This window comes from Paenibacillus sp. FSL E2-8871 (assembly GCF_038000345.1).
Taxonomy (GTDB): domain Bacteria; phylum Bacillota; class Bacilli; order Paenibacillales; family Paenibacillaceae; genus Paenibacillus_AQ.
In genome coordinates this window covers 4616159-4631884 of the sequence record NZ_JBBOBV010000001.1, presented here as the reverse complement: position 1 = coordinate 4631884, position 15726 = coordinate 4616159, and the positions used below count along the sequence as shown (strand labels likewise).

Here is a 15726-nt window from a genome sequence, read left to right as displayed (position 1 = left end):
TTAATGCGCTAGCTACACTTTGCGGGGCTATTTAACGTATATACAGAATTATTTTGTGAGAAGTTGAGAATATTTTTCTTTCTATAATATAGAAGGGAAATTTCAGCGTTGTAGTCGCGGTCGTTTATGGCGACATCCAAATGACTATACTATTAGAAGAAAAAAATTCGGAACGATACTTTTAACCGGATTTATGAAGGAGATTCCCGTGCACAAAAAGTTACGATTACGAAACCGTGCCGACTTCAGTCGTGTATATCGCCATGGGAAGTCATTTGCGAATCATCAATTTGTAGTGTATTGGTTTAGCAAAAAAGAGGTAGAGCGATTTAGAGTTGGGGTATCGGTCAGTAAAAAGGTTGGAAACGCGGTTGTCCGTAACCGAATGAGAAGATTGGTGAAGGAAATCGTTCGTCATCATGAACCTGAAATTGCAGGTGGACTCGATATGGTGTTTATCGTAAGAAAAGGAGCGCTTTCCATGGAATACGCAGAGCTCGAAAAAAGCGTGCTGCATGTACTGCGCAAAGCCAAGCTACTCAAGGCTTCCCGCAAATAAAGGACGCATAAGAGGCTTGTTTATTTGTATTCATAATTATGGTATGATTTACGGTGGAATGGAATGTTCAAGAGAGGGGTTTTGAAGTGTCTCTAATGAAGACTAGACGGGGAAAATGGTTTCTCCTCATCACAGTGATGGTGTTGTCGTTAGCTGTTCTGTCGGGATGCGCTCCGTCAGCTGCTGTTACGCACACTACGGAGGATTTAAAGAATGGAGGCTTCTGGCAAAGTAATGTAGTGTATTATTTCGCCATTGCCTTGGACAAGTTTGCTGATTGGTTTAACGGAGAATATGGTTTAGCCGTACTTGTGATGGTTATTATTGTCCGCACGTTGATTCTTCCGCTTACGATTAAACAGGTGAAGAGCTCGCGGGCAATGCAAGCCATTCAACCGGAACTCCAAAAGATCCAGAAAAAATATAAAGACACACCTGAAAAGGTGCAGCAAGAAACGATGCGTTTGTTCCAAGAGAATAAGGTTAATCCAATGGCGGGTTGTTTACCGCTGATCGTACAAATGCCTATCTTTATCGCTCTCTACAACTCGATCTACTATAATCCACATCTACGAGAGCACTCCTTCTTATGGCTGGAGCTAGGTAAGCCGGATCATCTGTTTATCTTACCAGTGCTTGCAGCATTAACAACATTTATACAAACTAGAATGATGACTAAAATGAACCCGATGCAACAACAAGGGCCAATGCAGTTCATGATGATGATCTATCCAGTTCTGATTTTCGTTATGTCCTACAACTTCCCAGCAGCATTGCCGCTATACTGGGTTTACAGTAACATTTACACTATTGTTCAGAACTATTTCTTATATCGCAACAACGATAAACATAAATTGGCAATCGCAAGTGCTGTGAAAAGTACAGATGACTCAACTGCTGTGAAGAGTAAAGGCGGCAGTAAAGCATCGAAGGGAGCCAAAAAGTCAAAATGAGCAAAGTCGTCGCAACAGGGAAAACCATTGAAGAAGCTGTAGAACGGGGACTAACCCAGCTTGGAGTTCAAAAGGACCGGGTAACGGTCAACGTACTTGAGCAGCCATCAAGAGGATTCCTGGGATTGATCGGTGCGAAAGGTGCCAAGGTTGAGTTAACCTTGATAGCCGAAGCCGCACCGGCATCAGCGGCGAGTGCTCCGTCACTGCCTCAGCAGTCAACAAGAGAGAGCAAACAGGAGGCTAACGGCGGTGTGCCACGCCAAGATTCCGGACAACCGGTGGAGGAAGCTTACCAAGAAGCCGTTCATTTCATTGTGGATGTCGCTAAGAGCATGGGGCTCGAAGTGGAAGTTGAAATCGTCCACACCAAGGAATCCACGATTCTGCAGATATCAGGTCCAGATTTGGGTCTTTTGATTGGTAGAAGAGGACAAACTCTCGATGCTCTGCAGTATTTGGCTAATATCGTAGCTAATCGTTACTCCGACAGTTTTATACGGCTTGTGCTAGATGCGGAGAACTTCCGTGAGCGGCGTAAAAAAACTCTCGAAGAGCTGGCTGATCGTTTAGCCAGTCGTGTCATTCGGACTCGTAAAGAGGTAGTACTGGAACCGATGTCGCCTCAGGAGCGGAAAATTATTCACTCCAGATTACAGGATCATCGGCAAGTGAATACCCTTAGTAAGGGCGAAGAGCCAAATCGCCGCGTCGTTATAACTTTGAAGTAAAGACTATATGATGCAATGACTCCTTGACCAATGTAAGGGGTCATTGCTTTTTTAACAATATAAGACCGTTTATGATCAAAAAAATATAGGTTTTGGGGTGAAAAACAGCATGCTTAGTGACACCATTGCTGCCGTATCGACGGCATTAGGCGAGGGAGGAATTGCTATTATTCGGGTAAGTGGCCCTCAGGCTATTTCCCAAGTGGCGCCTTTGTTTCGTAGCCGAGTTCCGTTAACTGAAGCGGAATCGCATACCGTTCATTATGGGCATATCGTTAGTCCGGATAACGGAGAGAAGATAGAAGAAGTACTTGTAACCGTAATGAAAGGCCCACGTTCTTTTACGACCGAGGATGTAGTAGAGATCAGTGCTCATGGTGGTGTAATTTCTGTAAGAAGGGTGATGGATTTACTTCTTCAGCAGGAGATAAGGTTAGCCGAGCCGGGTGAGTTCACCAAGCGTGCTTTCTTGGGCGGACGTATTGATTTATCACAGGCTGAGGCGGTTATTGATCTCATTCGCTCGAAGTCGGATCGTGCGTTTTCTGTGGCTTTAAAGCAGGTCAGTGGATCCTTGTCGGATCGAATTCATGCTTTGCGCCATACACTTATTGAGATGCTGGCTCATATCGAAGTGAATATAGATTATCCAGAGCATGATGTAGAATCCATGACAGCTGAATTTATTAAAGATAAAAGCAGTGAAGTGATGGAAGGAATCACAAAGCTTCTTAAGACTTCTAATGAAGGAAAAATTCTTCGTGAGGGGATAACGACAGCTATAGTTGGTCGCCCCAATGTTGGTAAATCTTCTTTATTAAACGCGTTAGCACGTGATAACAAAGCGATAGTAACAGATATTCCTGGAACAACACGTGATGTCATCGAAGAATATATAACGATAAACAACATTCCGCTTAAGCTGCTTGATACGGCGGGAATTCGTGAAACGATGGATGTAGTGGAGAAGATTGGCGTAGAACGTTCCAAGGCGGCAGTTAGTGATGCGGATCTGATTCTACTTGTGCTAAATGCTAACGAAGAGCTGCATGAGGACGAATTGGCATTGATGGAACAAATCCACGGTAGACAATGCCTAGTGATCATGAATAAAATGGACTTACCGCCCAAACTGGATAAGGATAAGTTGCTCTCGTTCTTTGAGGAGTCCAATATCGTACCGATGTCCGTTCTGGAAGAGGAAGGTCTAGACAAACTTGAAGATGCCATTTCGACACTCTTTTTTGGTGGAAAGCTGGAATCGGGTGACTTGACATATGTAAGTAATGTGAGACATATTGCACTGCTTAAAAAAGCCTATAAATCACTACAGGATGCATACGATGCGGCGGAACAGTATATTCCAATTGATATGATTCAAATCGATGTACGGCTAGCATGGGAACAACTCGGTGAAATTATAGGCGATACGGCAGCGGACTCGTTGTTAGATCAAATATTCTCACAATTTTGTTTAGGAAAATAGGTTTTACATTTTAATATAACATTAGGGGGAAACAGGACATGAGTTATGATGGAGGCAACTATGACGTAATCGTCATTGGCGCCGGTCATGCCGGTTGCGAAGCAGCTCTAGCGTCAGCACGAATGGGCTGCAGCACGTTGATGATCACAATTAACCTGGATATGGTTGCATTCATGCCCTGCAATCCGTCCATAGGCGGACCTGCCAAAGGACATGTGGTGCGTGAGATTGATGCGCTAGGCGGAGAAATGGGCCGTAATATAGATAAGACTTTTATTCAGCTTCGTATGCTTAACACAGGGAAGGGACCTGCGGTGCATGCATTGCGTGCACAAGCTGATAAGTTCTTGTACCAACATACAATGAAGGAAACGATGGAGAAAACGCCTAATTTGACGCTTCGTCAAGGGATGGTTGAGCGTTTAATCGTTGAGGATGGACGTTGTGCGGGTGTAGTTACGAAGACAGGAACGGAATACCATAGTAAGACTGTTATCCTGACTACAGGTACTTACCTGCGTGGTAAGGTGATCATGGGTGAACTGACATATGAGAGTGGACCTAACAATCAGCAGCCATCAGTGAAGCTGTCTGAGAATTTGCGGGAGCTTGGTTTTGAATTGGTACGTTTTAAGACAGGTACACCACCACGTGTACATCGCGATACGATCGATTTCTCGAAGACAGAAATTCAACCCGGCGACGATGAGCCTAAATTCTTTTCGTTTGAAACGAAATCATCCAACAATGAACAGCTTCCTTGTTGGTTAACTTATACCTCTGAGGTTACTCATCAGATTATTAATGACAACCTTCATCGTGCGCCGATGTTCACGGGTATTATTGAAGGAACAGGTCCACGCTATTGCCCATCTATTGAAGATAAAGTAGTAAGATTTAGTGATAAATCTAAGCATCAGATCTTTTTAGAGCCAGAAGGAAAAAATACATCGGAATACTATGTACAAGGTCTGTCGACTAGTCTTCCTGAGGATGTACAGCTGGCGATTCTGCGTTCCATCCCTGGTATGGAAAAGGTAGAGATGATGCGTAACGGCTATGCTATTGAATATGATGCAATGGTTCCTACACAGCTATGGCCATCTCTTGAAACTAAACGTCTACCAGGTCTTTTCACTGCTGGACAAATCAATGGAACTTCCGGTTATGAAGAAGCAGCTGGACAAGGTGTAATGGCTGGAATTAATGCAGCGCGCAAAGTGCAAGACAAAGAACCCGTAATCTTAGATCGTTCACAGGGATACATTGGTGTACTCATTGATGATCTGGTGACTAAAGGCACTAATGAACCTTACCGTCTGCTTACTTCACGTGCAGAATATCGTTTGTTGCTTCGTCATGACAATGCAGATCTAAGACTTACACCTATCGGTTACGACATTGGTTTGATTACGCAGGAACGTTTCGATAACTTCACGGATAAAAAAGAACGGGTGGAGCGTGAAATTGTTCGTCTGCAAGAGACAAAGGTTAAACCTGTTGAGGTAAACCATGTACTAGCGCAATATGAATCGGCACCTATTGTAGACGGCAGTAATTTGCTTGTTTTGATGCGGCGTCCAGAGCTTGTATATAGCTTCGTAGATCAAGTCTCGCCATCACCGGAAATGCTGGATGCAGAAATGAAGGAGCAAGTGGAAATCCAAATCAAATATGCCGGATATATTGAAAAACAGCTCCAACATGTGGAGCGCTTGCAAAAGATGGAGAAGAAGAAAATTCCAGATGACATTAATTATAATGAAATCCATGGATTAGCGATGGAAGCGCGGCAGAAGCTGACTAAGATCCGTCCAATCTCTATCGGGCAGGCCTCTCGGATTGCGGGAGTCACACCTGCCGACATTTCTATTCTCCTCGTATATCTCGAGCATTACAACCGGGTAACCGCGGCGAAAGGATAATCTATGGATAATACGGAAGTTCAATTCACTCAGCTTTTACAAGAAAGAGGCATTACACTTACAGCAGAACAATTGGAGCAATTCGATCTTTACTATAAGGAACTCGTATCCTGGAATGAAAAAATGAATCTCACTGGAATAACAGAGCGTGAGCAGGTTTACACGAAACATTTTTATGATTCGATCTCTCTAGCCTTTTTCCTTAATATCAATGAGATAAACAATTTGGCAGATATCGGTTCGGGAGCCGGGTTTCCAGGCATTCCGCTTAAGATTTGTTTTCCACATTTAAAACTTACGATCATTGATTCATTAAGTAAAAGAATCTCTTTTCTGCAGCATGTCTGTACTACGTTGAAATTAACTGATGTGCAATTGATTCATGGTCGAGCGGAGGATATTGCCCGGCAATTCAAGCATCGTGACGCCTATGATTTGGTGACTGCGCGTGCAGTGGCAAGATTATCCTTGTTGAATGAGTTTTGTCTTCCTTTCACACGTAAGGATGGAGTTTTTGCTGCCATGAAGGGAAGCGATCCATCAGAAGAATTAAGTGAGGCGAAGTACAGCTTAAAAGAGCTTCGTGCTCAACTTTGTAAAGTAGAGTCGTTCAGCTTGCCTGTGGAAGAGTCGGCGCGACATATTGTCATTATTCGTAAGACAGGTGCCACTCCTGCTAAGTACCCACGAAAAGCGGGAATTCCTGCCAAAACACCACTTATCAAATAATGTTTCACGTGAAACATTATAGATTGACAAATATATTTAAGGTCATCTTCTTTTTAGAGGATGACCTTTTTTGAGTGGAATTGCGATAATGATCTTAAATGAACGTTAATTAAAAGATAAACTAAATTGATATGTTTATTAAGCGGCTATCATTATGAAAATGCAGGAAAAATAGGTCTTTACGGAGAATATGATTATGTAGAGAAAAGTGATAGAATAGCATAGTAGACTTTTAATTTTGTATATAACTCCTTCTCTGTACTCTTGTTCGAAAGAAGGAGAGATTATGATGCCTGATAGCTGCAGGCTATTTCATAATATCAGAATGTTTTTTATTGCTGTACGATACGCTTTCCGAGAAGAAGGTCAAGAAGATCGTACTATAACGAAATTAGGTGGTTATGAACGGAATGAAAGAACAATTTACCAAGCTATTTGGATTTACCGAGCGGAGCAGCGGAGAAGAAATTAAACAAATACCAGTTCATGAGGTCATTAGCAGTCCTTACCAACCACGGACGATATTTGATGACGACAAGATCGATGAGTTGTGCCAGACGATTAAAACTCATGGGGTCATTCAACCCATAGTTGTACGCATGCGAGATTCCGTGTACGAGATTATCGCAGGTGAACGACGCTGGCGTGCGGTCAAAAAGCTTGGTTTAGAGACGATTCCAGCCATTGTTCGTGAATTCAATGATTCACAGGCCGCATCTATTGCGCTTATAGAAAACTTACAGCGTGAGGGCTTGACCTCTATTGAAGAAGCTGTTGCTTATCAAAAGTTAATTGATCTTCATCAATTGACACAAGAAAGCTTAGCACAACGACTAGGTAAAAGTCAGTCTACCATAGCTAATAAAATTCGCTTACTTAATTTACCTGAAGAGGTTAAGACGGCGTTAATGGAGCGTCAGATTTCTGAAAGACATGCACGTTCATTATTATCACTCGATAGTGTGGAGATGCAACTGAAAGTGTTGGCAGAAATCATTTCAAAAGGCTTAAATGTTAAACAAACAGAAGCTCGTATTGCTTTCTACAAACAAGTCTCACAAACTAAAAAATCAAAGCGGGTCTCCTATACCAAGGATGTTCGTCTAGCTCTTAATACAATTCGTCAATCTATTGATATGGTGTCAGGCTCAGGGATGGAAATCAAAACGTCAGAAAATGACCGTGGTGACCATTACGAGATTGTAATCCAAATCCCCAAAAGATAAATTGTTTCAAAAGCTGAAGGCGGCCTTGAGGTGATTGGCCGCCTTTGGTGTGGCTAGAACCGGGATGTGTTGGCCAGGCCTGTAATTTAAAGTTCCAGTATATAATAGTTGTCTATATTCTTCATAAAGTGTGACGCTATATCAGCGTCAGGAACATTTGTACTTGCGATCTACGAGAAGATTCTTCCTAACTATTCGAGGTGAAATAAGTGTCCAAGATTATTGCCATAGCAAATCAAAAAGGCGGTGTCGGTAAAACAACAACCTCCGTGAACCTAGGTGCCGGTATGGCTACATTAGGAAAAAGAGTGCTTCTAGTTGATATCGATCCTCAAGGTAACACTACTAGCGGCGTTGGCGTCAACAAGGCGGACGTGGCGAATTGTATATATGACATTCTTATAAATGAGGTAAATCCTCTAGAAACCATACTGGAAACTCAAAATGAAGGACTGCATATCATTCCGGCGACCATTCAATTAGCGGGTGCGGAAATCGAGTTAGTATCGACGATTTCCAGAGAGCTAAAGCTAAAAAAGGCGCTGAATGCGGTTAAAAACAATTATGATTATATTATCATCGATTGTCCTCCTTCACTTGGCATTTTAACAATCAATTCTCTTACGGCAGCGGATTCGGTAATCATCCCGATCCAGTGTGAATATTATGCACTTGAGGGTTTGAGTCAGCTTTTAAACACCGTTCGTCTGGTGCAAAAGAATCTCAACCCGCATCTGAAGATAGAGGGAGTATTATTGACTATGCTTGATGCCCGGACCAATCTGGGAATTCAAGTGATAGAAGAGGTTAAGAAGTATTTCCAAGAAAAAGTATATAGAACGATTATCCCTCGGAATGTCCGGTTAAGTGAAGCGCCGTCACATGGGCAATCCATTATTACTTATGATCCTCGCTCTAAAGGAGCGGAAGTGTATTTAGAGTTGGCAAAGGAAGTGATTTCTTATGAGTAAACGATTAGGAAAAGGTCTGGATGCGCTAATCCCTTCTTTATCGATTAATGAAGATGATAAGGTAGTTGAGATCCCTTTAGCTCAACTTCGGGCTAATCCATATCAACCGCGCAAAGATTTTAATGAAGAGGCCATTCAAGAACTAGCAGAATCTATCAGACAACATGGCGTGATTCAGCCGATCATTGTTCGTAGCGTATTGAAGGGGTATGAGATCATTGCCGGCGAACGCAGATTCCGTGCCTCGCAATATTGTGGCAAAGCTACAATTCCAGCAGTCGTTAGAAATCTTAGTGATCAGCAAGTCATGGAGATTGCATTAATCGAGAACTTGCAACGTGAGAACCTAAATGCAATGGAAATTGCAGTGGCTTACCAAGGCTTAATGGATCAGTTTTCACTCACGCAGGAAGAACTCTCGCTTAAGGTAGGAAAGTCCAGATCTCATATCGCCAACTTCCTGAGATTGCTTTCTTTACCTGAAGAAGTAAAAGAATATGTTTCACGTGGAACAATGTCAATGGGGCATGCGCGGGCAATTGTTGCTTTAAAGGATCCAGAAGTAATTAAACAACTGGCCGAACAATGCGTGGAACAACAGTGGAGTGTAAGAGAGCTAGAAGAAACAGTAAAGAACTTGGACCGAAAACCTACTAATGGAGTTAAAGTCAAAGTTATTAAACGTGATCCCTATATTGATAATGTTGAGGAAGTATTACGCGAACGTTTTAAAACAACGGTGAAAATAAAACAGGGTAAGGAAAAAGGAAAGATTGAACTGAATTACTACAGTGCTCAGGATTTAGAAAGATTGTTGGAATTATTGGGTAACTAAATGGGTATCTATGCCAAGAACATATCCTGAGATATCCTTAATCGGATAATTAGGGGTATGTTTTTTTGAATAAGTTGATTAAAAAAGGGTAATAGACGAGGAGCGAGGTTATGGAAGACTTCGTATATCTGGATCATGCAGCTACTTCGTGGCCGAAACCACCAGAGGTTGCAGCTGCGATGATGAATGCTCTGCAGTCAGGAGCGAATGCTGGTAGAGGTAATTACTCGCTAGCGATGGGAAGCGGCCGAGTGTTAGTAAGAACGCGGAGTGTGCTGGCGGGATTGTTCGGTGTATCTAATGCGCAAGATATAGCTTTTACCCATAATACTACGATGAGTTTGAATATGGCGATCAGAGGGACGCTTAAAGCGGGAGATCACGTGATTTCAACGATGACAGAACACAATTCTGTGAGACGGCCGCTGGAATACTTGCGTAAGACACTAGGGATAAAAGTTGATTATCTAAAAGTGGATCGTGAAGGGCAATTGGATTTAAAAGAACTCAAAAATGCTTTCCAGCCGAATACCAAAATGGTGATCTGCAATCACAGCTCTAATTTACTAGGAAGTATACTCCCTATCGGTGATATTGGCGATATCGTTAAATCGCATGGTGCTGTATTTCTGGTGGATGCTGCTCAAAGCGCAGGTTCAATTGATATTGATGTTAAAAAAATGAATATAGACTTGTTGGCATTTCCGGGGCATAAAGGACTACTTGGACCACAAGGAACCGGCGGACTTTATATATCACCTGAATTGGACCTGGAACCCCTGATGCATGGAGGAACTGGTAGTCAATCGGAAAACAGTGAACAGCCCTCTGTTCGTCCAGATCGGTATGAAGCGGGAACGCAAAATACGGTAGGGATTGCCGGTTTACTAGCAGGTGTTCAAAAGGTACAATCTTTAGGGACGAGCGTTATTCATGAGAGAGAGTGGGCGTTAACTCAAAGACTGATGGAGGGGTTGTCCCACATCCCGAACATTAGACTATTAGGGCCCTCACTAGGGGCGCCAAGAACCGGTATTGTATCGTTTGTAGTGGATGGAGAAGAGTCAGCAAATATCGCTCATCGCCTAGATCGTGATTATAAAATAGCGGTTAGAGCGGGCATGCATTGTACCCCTTTAGCACATAAGGCGGTTGACACGATAGAGAGTGGTGCTGTTCGGGCGAGTGTAGGTGTAGATACGACAGAGCATAATATAAGCAGAATGCTGGCTGCTATGGATGAGTTATATGGCAATGCCCGCAGCAGATGAATAAAAAGGATGGTCCATTCATGTCTGAATTAAATCAATTAATTAGTGAGCAGTTGCAGTGGTTTGTGTTTGGTTTTACAGTAATTATGTTGGTGCTGATAATCACTGTGATCGCCCAGGGGGCTAAGCTGCGTGCTATGCGGTGTAAATATGAGGCCATGATGGCTGGGAGCGGTGTGGAGGATCTGGAAGGCCTTCTAATTGATCTGAAGAACCAAAGCGACATGCTGGAAGAAGAACAACGTGAGCAAAAAACCGTATTAGAAGCAACTCAAACTAGAATGCGTGGCATGAAGTCCAATATTGCGCTGAAGCGTTATAATGCCTTTGGTGAACGTGGCAATGATCTGAGTTTCTCAGTGGCTATACTGGATGACAACAGTAGTGGTATTGTATTAACCAGTCTTCATAATCGTGAGAATTCTTACATTTACTCTAAACCTATGCAGAATGGCGAATCACAATATGTCTTATCACCTGAAGAAAAAGAAGTAGTTACTCTCGCGTTGCAGCGGACCTAGCATGAAGATTCCATTGCTTTAAGGCAGAATATAGACTCGTAGCTATAATATCAGATAATCGCATAACTAAACTTAATCGCGTGTTCTGTAATACAAAATACTCCATAAAGCCGCCGACATTAACGATTCCCGTCAAATGGATATCACCTACCGGCGGCAATTGTTTATTTACGCCAGCACCTGGTCTCAAAGGCCCTTCAACGACTTGGATGCATCCTACACTAGTAGAGTGACCTAAACAAGCATCTATACCGATGATAAAGGGGTTACTATATCTTTCGTTGATTAGGGATAGAGTTTCCTCAAGGTTAACAGCATGGACAGGCTCCTCAAGAGTTCCATATAAATGAAACAGCGGACTATGAAAACGTGACAATGCAGTGCCAACAAGAGGGCCAAGAGAGTCTCCTGTGGATCGGTCCGTACCTACACAAATGACGACAATCTGTGTTTCCGGGCGTGTACGTGCAAAGTGAAACAGTAGTCGGTGGGTAATAGCAGAATAGATATCGGGATCGGTATGTGATATTTTTAAACAGGACGTTTCTTGCGCTGATGAAGCTTTCGACGAAAAATTCATACCATCTTCCTTTCTGAAGCTGATTCTATTTGATGGTATCTAGTATATGGATAGAAGAGGGGTTTTATACTACAGCGGCAAGAGATAGGACGATAAACCTATGGGAGGCGTAACGTATATGCAGGAAGAGATGTTGATCGCGTTTGACTCTACCCAGCAGGCGCTTCGTGCTGAAATGCTGCTTGAGTATGCGGAAATTGAAATTGATATATTTCCAACCCCGAAAGAGATCACGGCAGGATGCGCGATATCGATTCAGTTTTATCAAAGTGCACTGGAAGAGGTACAAAGGATAGTAACGGAACAGAATATCGAAATACGCGGTATCTACGGAAAACACAACGAGAACTACATACTGATTGAGAGGTAGGGAGGACTATACAATATGAATAGGTGGATATTAGAGGCTACTACTCCCGGTGATGCTGTAAAAGATGCCTTGCGTTTTAAAGATAAGGTGTGGAATTGGTTTACCGATGCTGATATGTGGGCCAATGTCTTATTCTCAGGACTACGAATTCTTATTATTTTTCTCTTAACTAGGGTTATTATTAAGATTGTTTCTAATATTATTGATCGTTCGCTTGAACGTAAAACGGGTGGCAGAATTCTGTCTAACACACGAAGGTTTACTACGGTAGGGGAATTGATGAAAAATGTAGTAACGGTTATCTGTAATTTTGTGATGATCATGCTCGTTCTTTCAGAGTTCCACTTCGATTTAGCACCCTTGTTGGCCGGAGCAGGTGTACTTGGTCTGGCAGTAGGTTTTGGAGCACAAAGTCTGGTGAAGGATGTTATTACAGGGTTCTTTATTATTTTGGAGGATCAATTTGCGGTTGGTGATGTAATTCAGACAGGTACTTATAAAGGGACTGTAGAATTAATCGGATTGCGAACAACAAGACTGTTAAGTGCAACCGGAGAAGTATTTATTATCCCTAATGGACTAATTACGAATGTGACGAACTATTCTCTTTCCAATGCATTGGCTGTAGTTGATGTTCCTGTTAAAATGGAGCGAAGCTTGGAAGCCACGTTAGGATTAATTGGCGAGGCGCTAAAAGGAATAGAAGAACGTAACTCCAATGTGCTTGCTTACCCTAACGTGCTCGGAATACAGTCCATGAGTACCTCGGAATATGTGATTCGTATAGCTGCCAGCTGTGCTCCTAATGCAAGAGATGCAGCGGAAAGACAAATTCAGAACGACATAAAGCAGGCATTAGAGAAACAGAGCATGCTGGAACTAGCTCAAGCTGAAGAAGAAGCACGTAAGAAAGCAGAGGCAGAGGCGAAGGCTGAAATAGATCTTGCGAAAACAGAACATGCACTAGAAGTTACAGGGTCGGCAAACACTGGATCAAGACGGCAAATCGCAGCTACACAAGAAGGAGAAGAGGGGGAAGAATAGTGGAACGTAAAGTTTTTCAGCTTGGGGATATAGTGCAAATGAAGAAGCAGCATCCTTGTGGATCTAATGAGATGGAAATCATTCGCATGGGGATGGATATCCGAATTAAATGTACAGGCTGTCAGCATAGTGTTCTGATTCCCCGTGCTAAATTCGAGAAGAATATGAAGAAGGTACTGCGCTCTGCGGAGGAAAATACAGACAATAATTAAGCTTGCAAATGGCATGTCTGCATGATACAATTATTTTTGCTGCGGAGAGGTACCCAAGAGGCCCAAGGGGGCTGACTCGAAATCAGTTAGGCGTGTCAAAGCGTGCGTGGGTTCGAATCCCACCCTCTCCGCCACTTCAGCATATATAACATTTAATGATTCCTTCGTTCCTGTAACGGAGGTTTTTTTGTGTCTATAATAGCCGATAAACAGGATAATATACAACTCAAAAAGAAGGGCCCTTTCGGGTCCTTCTTCAGGAGGCAGTACATCAATGATGTTTGGAATTTCTCTGTTTATAGCGACTAAAGTGATTTAGGCGTTGCTGAGGCTAATGCTTTTTTAAGGCAATAACCCACTACTCTTCCCAGCTTACAATAGATGCTGAATCAGATCTCCTGTGATTGTGTTCGTCTACGACGGCCAACGGAACCACACCTCTCTTTTGTACTGCCTGAGTATAGTATGTGTAATGTCGGGCTTTTTATACACATTTATTTTTAAAATATTTTTGAATTAGTGGACCCGTGCTTTTTCAACCTTTTTCCACTTTCGATTTTTGTTGGTGGTCTCAGGGAAGGTGTCCCCTTTTTCCATTTTAATGTGCTGTGGATTCGAAATCTCAGTATGGAAGCTTCGGGCTTCGCCTACCTCTGTGTACATGCCTGGATTGGGGGCCTTGTCGCCTTCTTCATATTCCGTTTTCTCACCCATCATTATTCCTCCTTTTTTAGTGTAGATGAATTCGTAATTATTGTGCGCAGGTAGTGATTTTTTCATGTAAAAAGAGGGGGAGGAGTTGTCCTGTATTAATATTGCTTGCACTCTGCTGTTCATTTTGGTATATTAATCAGGTGCGAGTCTATGTTTGTGCTCGTTCCTTGCTCCTGACGTGATTAGGGGCCTCAGACCATAAGGAGGTGAAAATTATGCGCAAATATGAAGTGATGTACATTATTCGTCCTGACATTGAACAAGAAGCCGTTCAAGCAGCAGTCGATAAATTCCAAGGCATCATCTCCAATGGCGGGGAAATTACAAAGCACGAAGTGCAAGGTAAACGCCGTCTTGCGTATGAGATCAAGAAATTCCGTGATGGCGTTTATGTTTTGGTTAACTTCAATGCAGAACCTGCAGTAGTTACTGAATTAGAACGTCTTATGAAGATTTCTGACGAAGTTATTCGTTATCTCATTACGAACGACGTTGCTTAAGATCTTGACAAGCTTTGTAATGAATCGCTCTAAAGGAGGGGACCAGAATTGTTGAACCGTATCATTTTGATCGGACGGTTGACCCGTGACCCGGAACTTCGTTATACTCCCGCTGGTGTTGCCGTAACGCAATTTACGCTAGCCGTAGATCGTAACTTTACGGGCCAGAACGGTGAACGTGAGGCAGACTTCATCCCGGTTGTAACCTGGAGACAGCTAGCAGAAACCTGTGCCAATTACTTGCGCAAAGGTCGTCTGACAGCAGTGGAAGGACGCATCCAAGTGCGGAATTATGAGAATAACGAAGGCAAACGTGTATACGTAACTGAAGTTATTGCTGATAATGTTCGTTTCCTGGAATCTTCACAGAGCCGTGAAGGTGGAAATACTTCAAGTGGTGCAAGTAGTATGCCTGAAGAGCCAGCATATGGTGGCGGTGGTAACGCTGGACGCGGAAATAACAACAATAATTTCTCGCGTAACAACAATACTCAAGATCCTTTTTCGGGCGATGGTAAACCGATTGATATATCGGATGATGATTTGCCATTTTAATTAGGAAGGACTGAAAAGAATATGGCTTTTAAACCAAGAGAAGGCGCTGACAACGACAAAAGACCAGCACGTCGTGGTGGACGCAACAAGCGTAAAAAAGTTTGCTTTTTCACTGTGAACAAGATTACTCACATTGATTATAAAGATACCGAACTTCTTAAGAAGTTCATCAGCGAACGTGGAAAGATTTTGCCACGTCGTGTAACAGGTACAAGTGCAAAATACCAACGCGCTCTTACCATTGCTGTAAAACGCTCGCGTCAAATCGCGTTGCTTCCTTACACAACGGAATAGGACGTTTTATAAAAGCAGTCGGGAAACCGGCTGCTTTTTTTGTATGCAAAAAAGGAAGCATTAATAGTAGGGTAAGCATGAAATCGAATTATTTGGGCGTTGAATCGTTTGACGTTGGCACTTTATTATGTTAAATTACAGCTATCCTATAACTAAAGGGGAAATTTTGATGTCGGTGACCGTTCTTAACTAGCAATTTCATAACACTTGATTAGGAAGACTTTAGCAGGCTTGTCATGAGGCGATTACG

General features: G+C 42.7%; 19 protein-coding genes and 1 tRNA gene. 18 read left to right on the top strand and 2 right to left on the bottom strand.

Annotation, left to right across the window (positions count from 1 at the left end; all coding sequences use genetic code 11):
- Window positions 1-208: 208 nt before the first annotated feature.
- The 11 genes from rnpA (at window position 209) to NYE25_RS20980 (ending at window position 11207) form a co-directional block, all read left to right on the top strand.
- Complete coding sequence (gene rnpA, locus NYE25_RS21030) at window positions 209-559, top strand: ribonuclease P protein component (RefSeq protein ID WP_042193070.1); 351 nt, start codon at window positions 209-211, stop codon at window positions 557-559.
- 86 nt (window positions 560-645) lie between these two features.
- Window positions 646-1512 carry a YidC/Oxa1 family membrane protein insertase gene (locus NYE25_RS21025; RefSeq protein ID WP_042193068.1) on the top strand — a complete coding sequence of 289 codons (867 nt, stop codon included), beginning with the start codon at window positions 646-648 and terminating at the stop codon, window positions 1510-1512.
- The gene (jag, locus tag NYE25_RS21020) at window positions 1509-2243 is read left to right on the top strand and encodes an RNA-binding cell elongation regulator Jag/EloR (RefSeq protein WP_042193066.1); all 735 of its coding nucleotides are present in this window, start codon (window positions 1509-1511) and stop codon (window positions 2241-2243) included. The genes NYE25_RS21025 and jag overlap by 4 nt, the downstream gene beginning before the upstream one ends.
- 109 nt (window positions 2244-2352) lie before the next feature.
- Window positions 2353-3729: a tRNA uridine-5-carboxymethylaminomethyl(34) synthesis GTPase MnmE gene (gene mnmE, locus NYE25_RS21015; RefSeq protein WP_341146786.1), complete on the top strand. Its 1377-nt coding sequence runs from the start codon at window positions 2353-2355 to the stop codon at window positions 3727-3729.
- 38 nt (window positions 3730-3767) lie between these two features.
- Window positions 3768-5654, top strand: a complete 1887-nt coding sequence (mnmG, locus tag NYE25_RS21010) for a tRNA uridine-5-carboxymethylaminomethyl(34) synthesis enzyme MnmG (protein ID WP_042193060.1) — start codon at window positions 3768-3770, stop codon at window positions 5652-5654.
- Between the two features lie 3 nt (window positions 5655-5657).
- Window positions 5658-6383 carry a 16S rRNA (guanine(527)-N(7))-methyltransferase RsmG gene (gene rsmG, locus NYE25_RS21005; RefSeq protein ID WP_341146785.1) on the top strand — a complete coding sequence of 242 codons (726 nt, stop codon included), beginning with the start codon at window positions 5658-5660 and terminating at the stop codon, window positions 6381-6383.
- Window positions 6384-6793: 410 nt separating this feature from the next.
- Window positions 6794-7609, top strand: coding sequence for a nucleoid occlusion protein (noc, locus tag NYE25_RS21000; RefSeq protein WP_076285062.1), 816 nt, complete (start codon window positions 6794-6796; stop codon window positions 7607-7609).
- Window positions 7610-7818: 209 nt separating this feature from the next.
- On the top strand, window positions 7819-8580 hold the full coding sequence (locus NYE25_RS20995; protein WP_042131728.1) for a ParA family protein: 762 nt from the start codon (window positions 7819-7821) through the stop codon (window positions 8578-8580).
- Window positions 8573-9415 carry a ParB/RepB/Spo0J family partition protein gene (locus tag NYE25_RS20990; protein ID WP_149644927.1) on the top strand — a complete coding sequence of 281 codons (843 nt, stop codon included), beginning with the start codon at window positions 8573-8575 and terminating at the stop codon, window positions 9413-9415. Before NYE25_RS20995 ends, NYE25_RS20990 begins: the two co-directional genes overlap by 8 nt.
- Before the next feature lie 110 nt (window positions 9416-9525).
- Window positions 9526-10686 (top strand): aminotransferase class V-fold PLP-dependent enzyme, encoded by a 1161-nt coding sequence (locus NYE25_RS20985; RefSeq protein WP_341146784.1) that lies wholly within the window; start codon window positions 9526-9528, stop codon window positions 10684-10686.
- Between the two features lie 20 nt (window positions 10687-10706).
- Window positions 10707-11207: a DUF4446 family protein gene (locus NYE25_RS20980; protein ID WP_341146783.1), complete on the top strand. Its 501-nt coding sequence runs from the start codon at window positions 10707-10709 to the stop codon at window positions 11205-11207.
- Here NYE25_RS20980 and yyaC read toward each other — a convergent pair.
- Window positions 11182-11787: a spore protease YyaC gene (gene yyaC, locus NYE25_RS20975; RefSeq protein WP_341146782.1), complete on the bottom strand. Its 606-nt coding sequence runs from the start codon at window positions 11785-11787 to the stop codon at window positions 11182-11184. The genes NYE25_RS20980 and yyaC overlap by 26 nt on opposite strands.
- A gap of 118 nt (window positions 11788-11905) precedes the next feature.
- Between yyaC and NYE25_RS20970 the strand changes: the two genes are divergently transcribed.
- The 4 genes from NYE25_RS20970 (at window position 11906) to NYE25_RS20955 (ending at window position 13547) form a co-directional block, all read left to right on the top strand.
- On the top strand, window positions 11906-12157 hold the full coding sequence (locus tag NYE25_RS20970) for a DUF3343 domain-containing protein (protein WP_042193047.1): 252 nt from the start codon (window positions 11906-11908) through the stop codon (window positions 12155-12157).
- 15 nt (window positions 12158-12172) lie between these two features.
- Complete coding sequence (locus NYE25_RS20965) at window positions 12173-13201, top strand: mechanosensitive ion channel family protein (protein WP_341146781.1); 1029 nt, start codon at window positions 12173-12175, stop codon at window positions 13199-13201.
- Complete coding sequence (locus tag NYE25_RS20960; RefSeq protein ID WP_042193044.1) at window positions 13201-13413, top strand: DUF951 domain-containing protein; 213 nt, start codon at window positions 13201-13203, stop codon at window positions 13411-13413. The genes NYE25_RS20965 and NYE25_RS20960 overlap by 1 nt, the downstream gene beginning before the upstream one ends.
- A 43-nt stretch (window positions 13414-13456) precedes the next feature.
- Window positions 13457-13547, top strand: a tRNA-Ser gene (locus NYE25_RS20955).
- Between the two features lie 382 nt (window positions 13548-13929).
- Here NYE25_RS20955 and NYE25_RS20950 read toward each other — a convergent pair.
- A complete protein-coding gene (locus NYE25_RS20950; protein ID WP_042131720.1) occupies window positions 13930-14127 on the bottom strand; it encodes a YjzC family protein in 198 nt (65 codons plus the stop codon).
- A 215-nt stretch (window positions 14128-14342) separates the two neighbouring features.
- Here NYE25_RS20950 and rpsF point away from each other — a divergent pair, with 215 nt between their 5' ends.
- The 3 genes from rpsF to rpsR are packed head-to-tail and all read left to right on the top strand — an operon-like array spanning window position 14343 to window position 15476.
- Window positions 14343-14627: a 30S ribosomal protein S6 gene (gene rpsF / locus NYE25_RS20945; RefSeq protein ID WP_036677776.1), complete on the top strand. Its 285-nt coding sequence runs from the start codon at window positions 14343-14345 to the stop codon at window positions 14625-14627.
- 48 nt (window positions 14628-14675) lie between these two features.
- Complete coding sequence (ssb, locus tag NYE25_RS20940; protein ID WP_036677780.1) at window positions 14676-15182, top strand: single-stranded DNA-binding protein; 507 nt, start codon at window positions 14676-14678, stop codon at window positions 15180-15182.
- 21 nt (window positions 15183-15203) lie between these two features.
- Complete coding sequence (gene rpsR / locus NYE25_RS20935) at window positions 15204-15476, top strand: 30S ribosomal protein S18 (protein ID WP_036651767.1); 273 nt, start codon at window positions 15204-15206, stop codon at window positions 15474-15476.
- Window positions 15477-15726 lie beyond the last annotated feature (250 nt).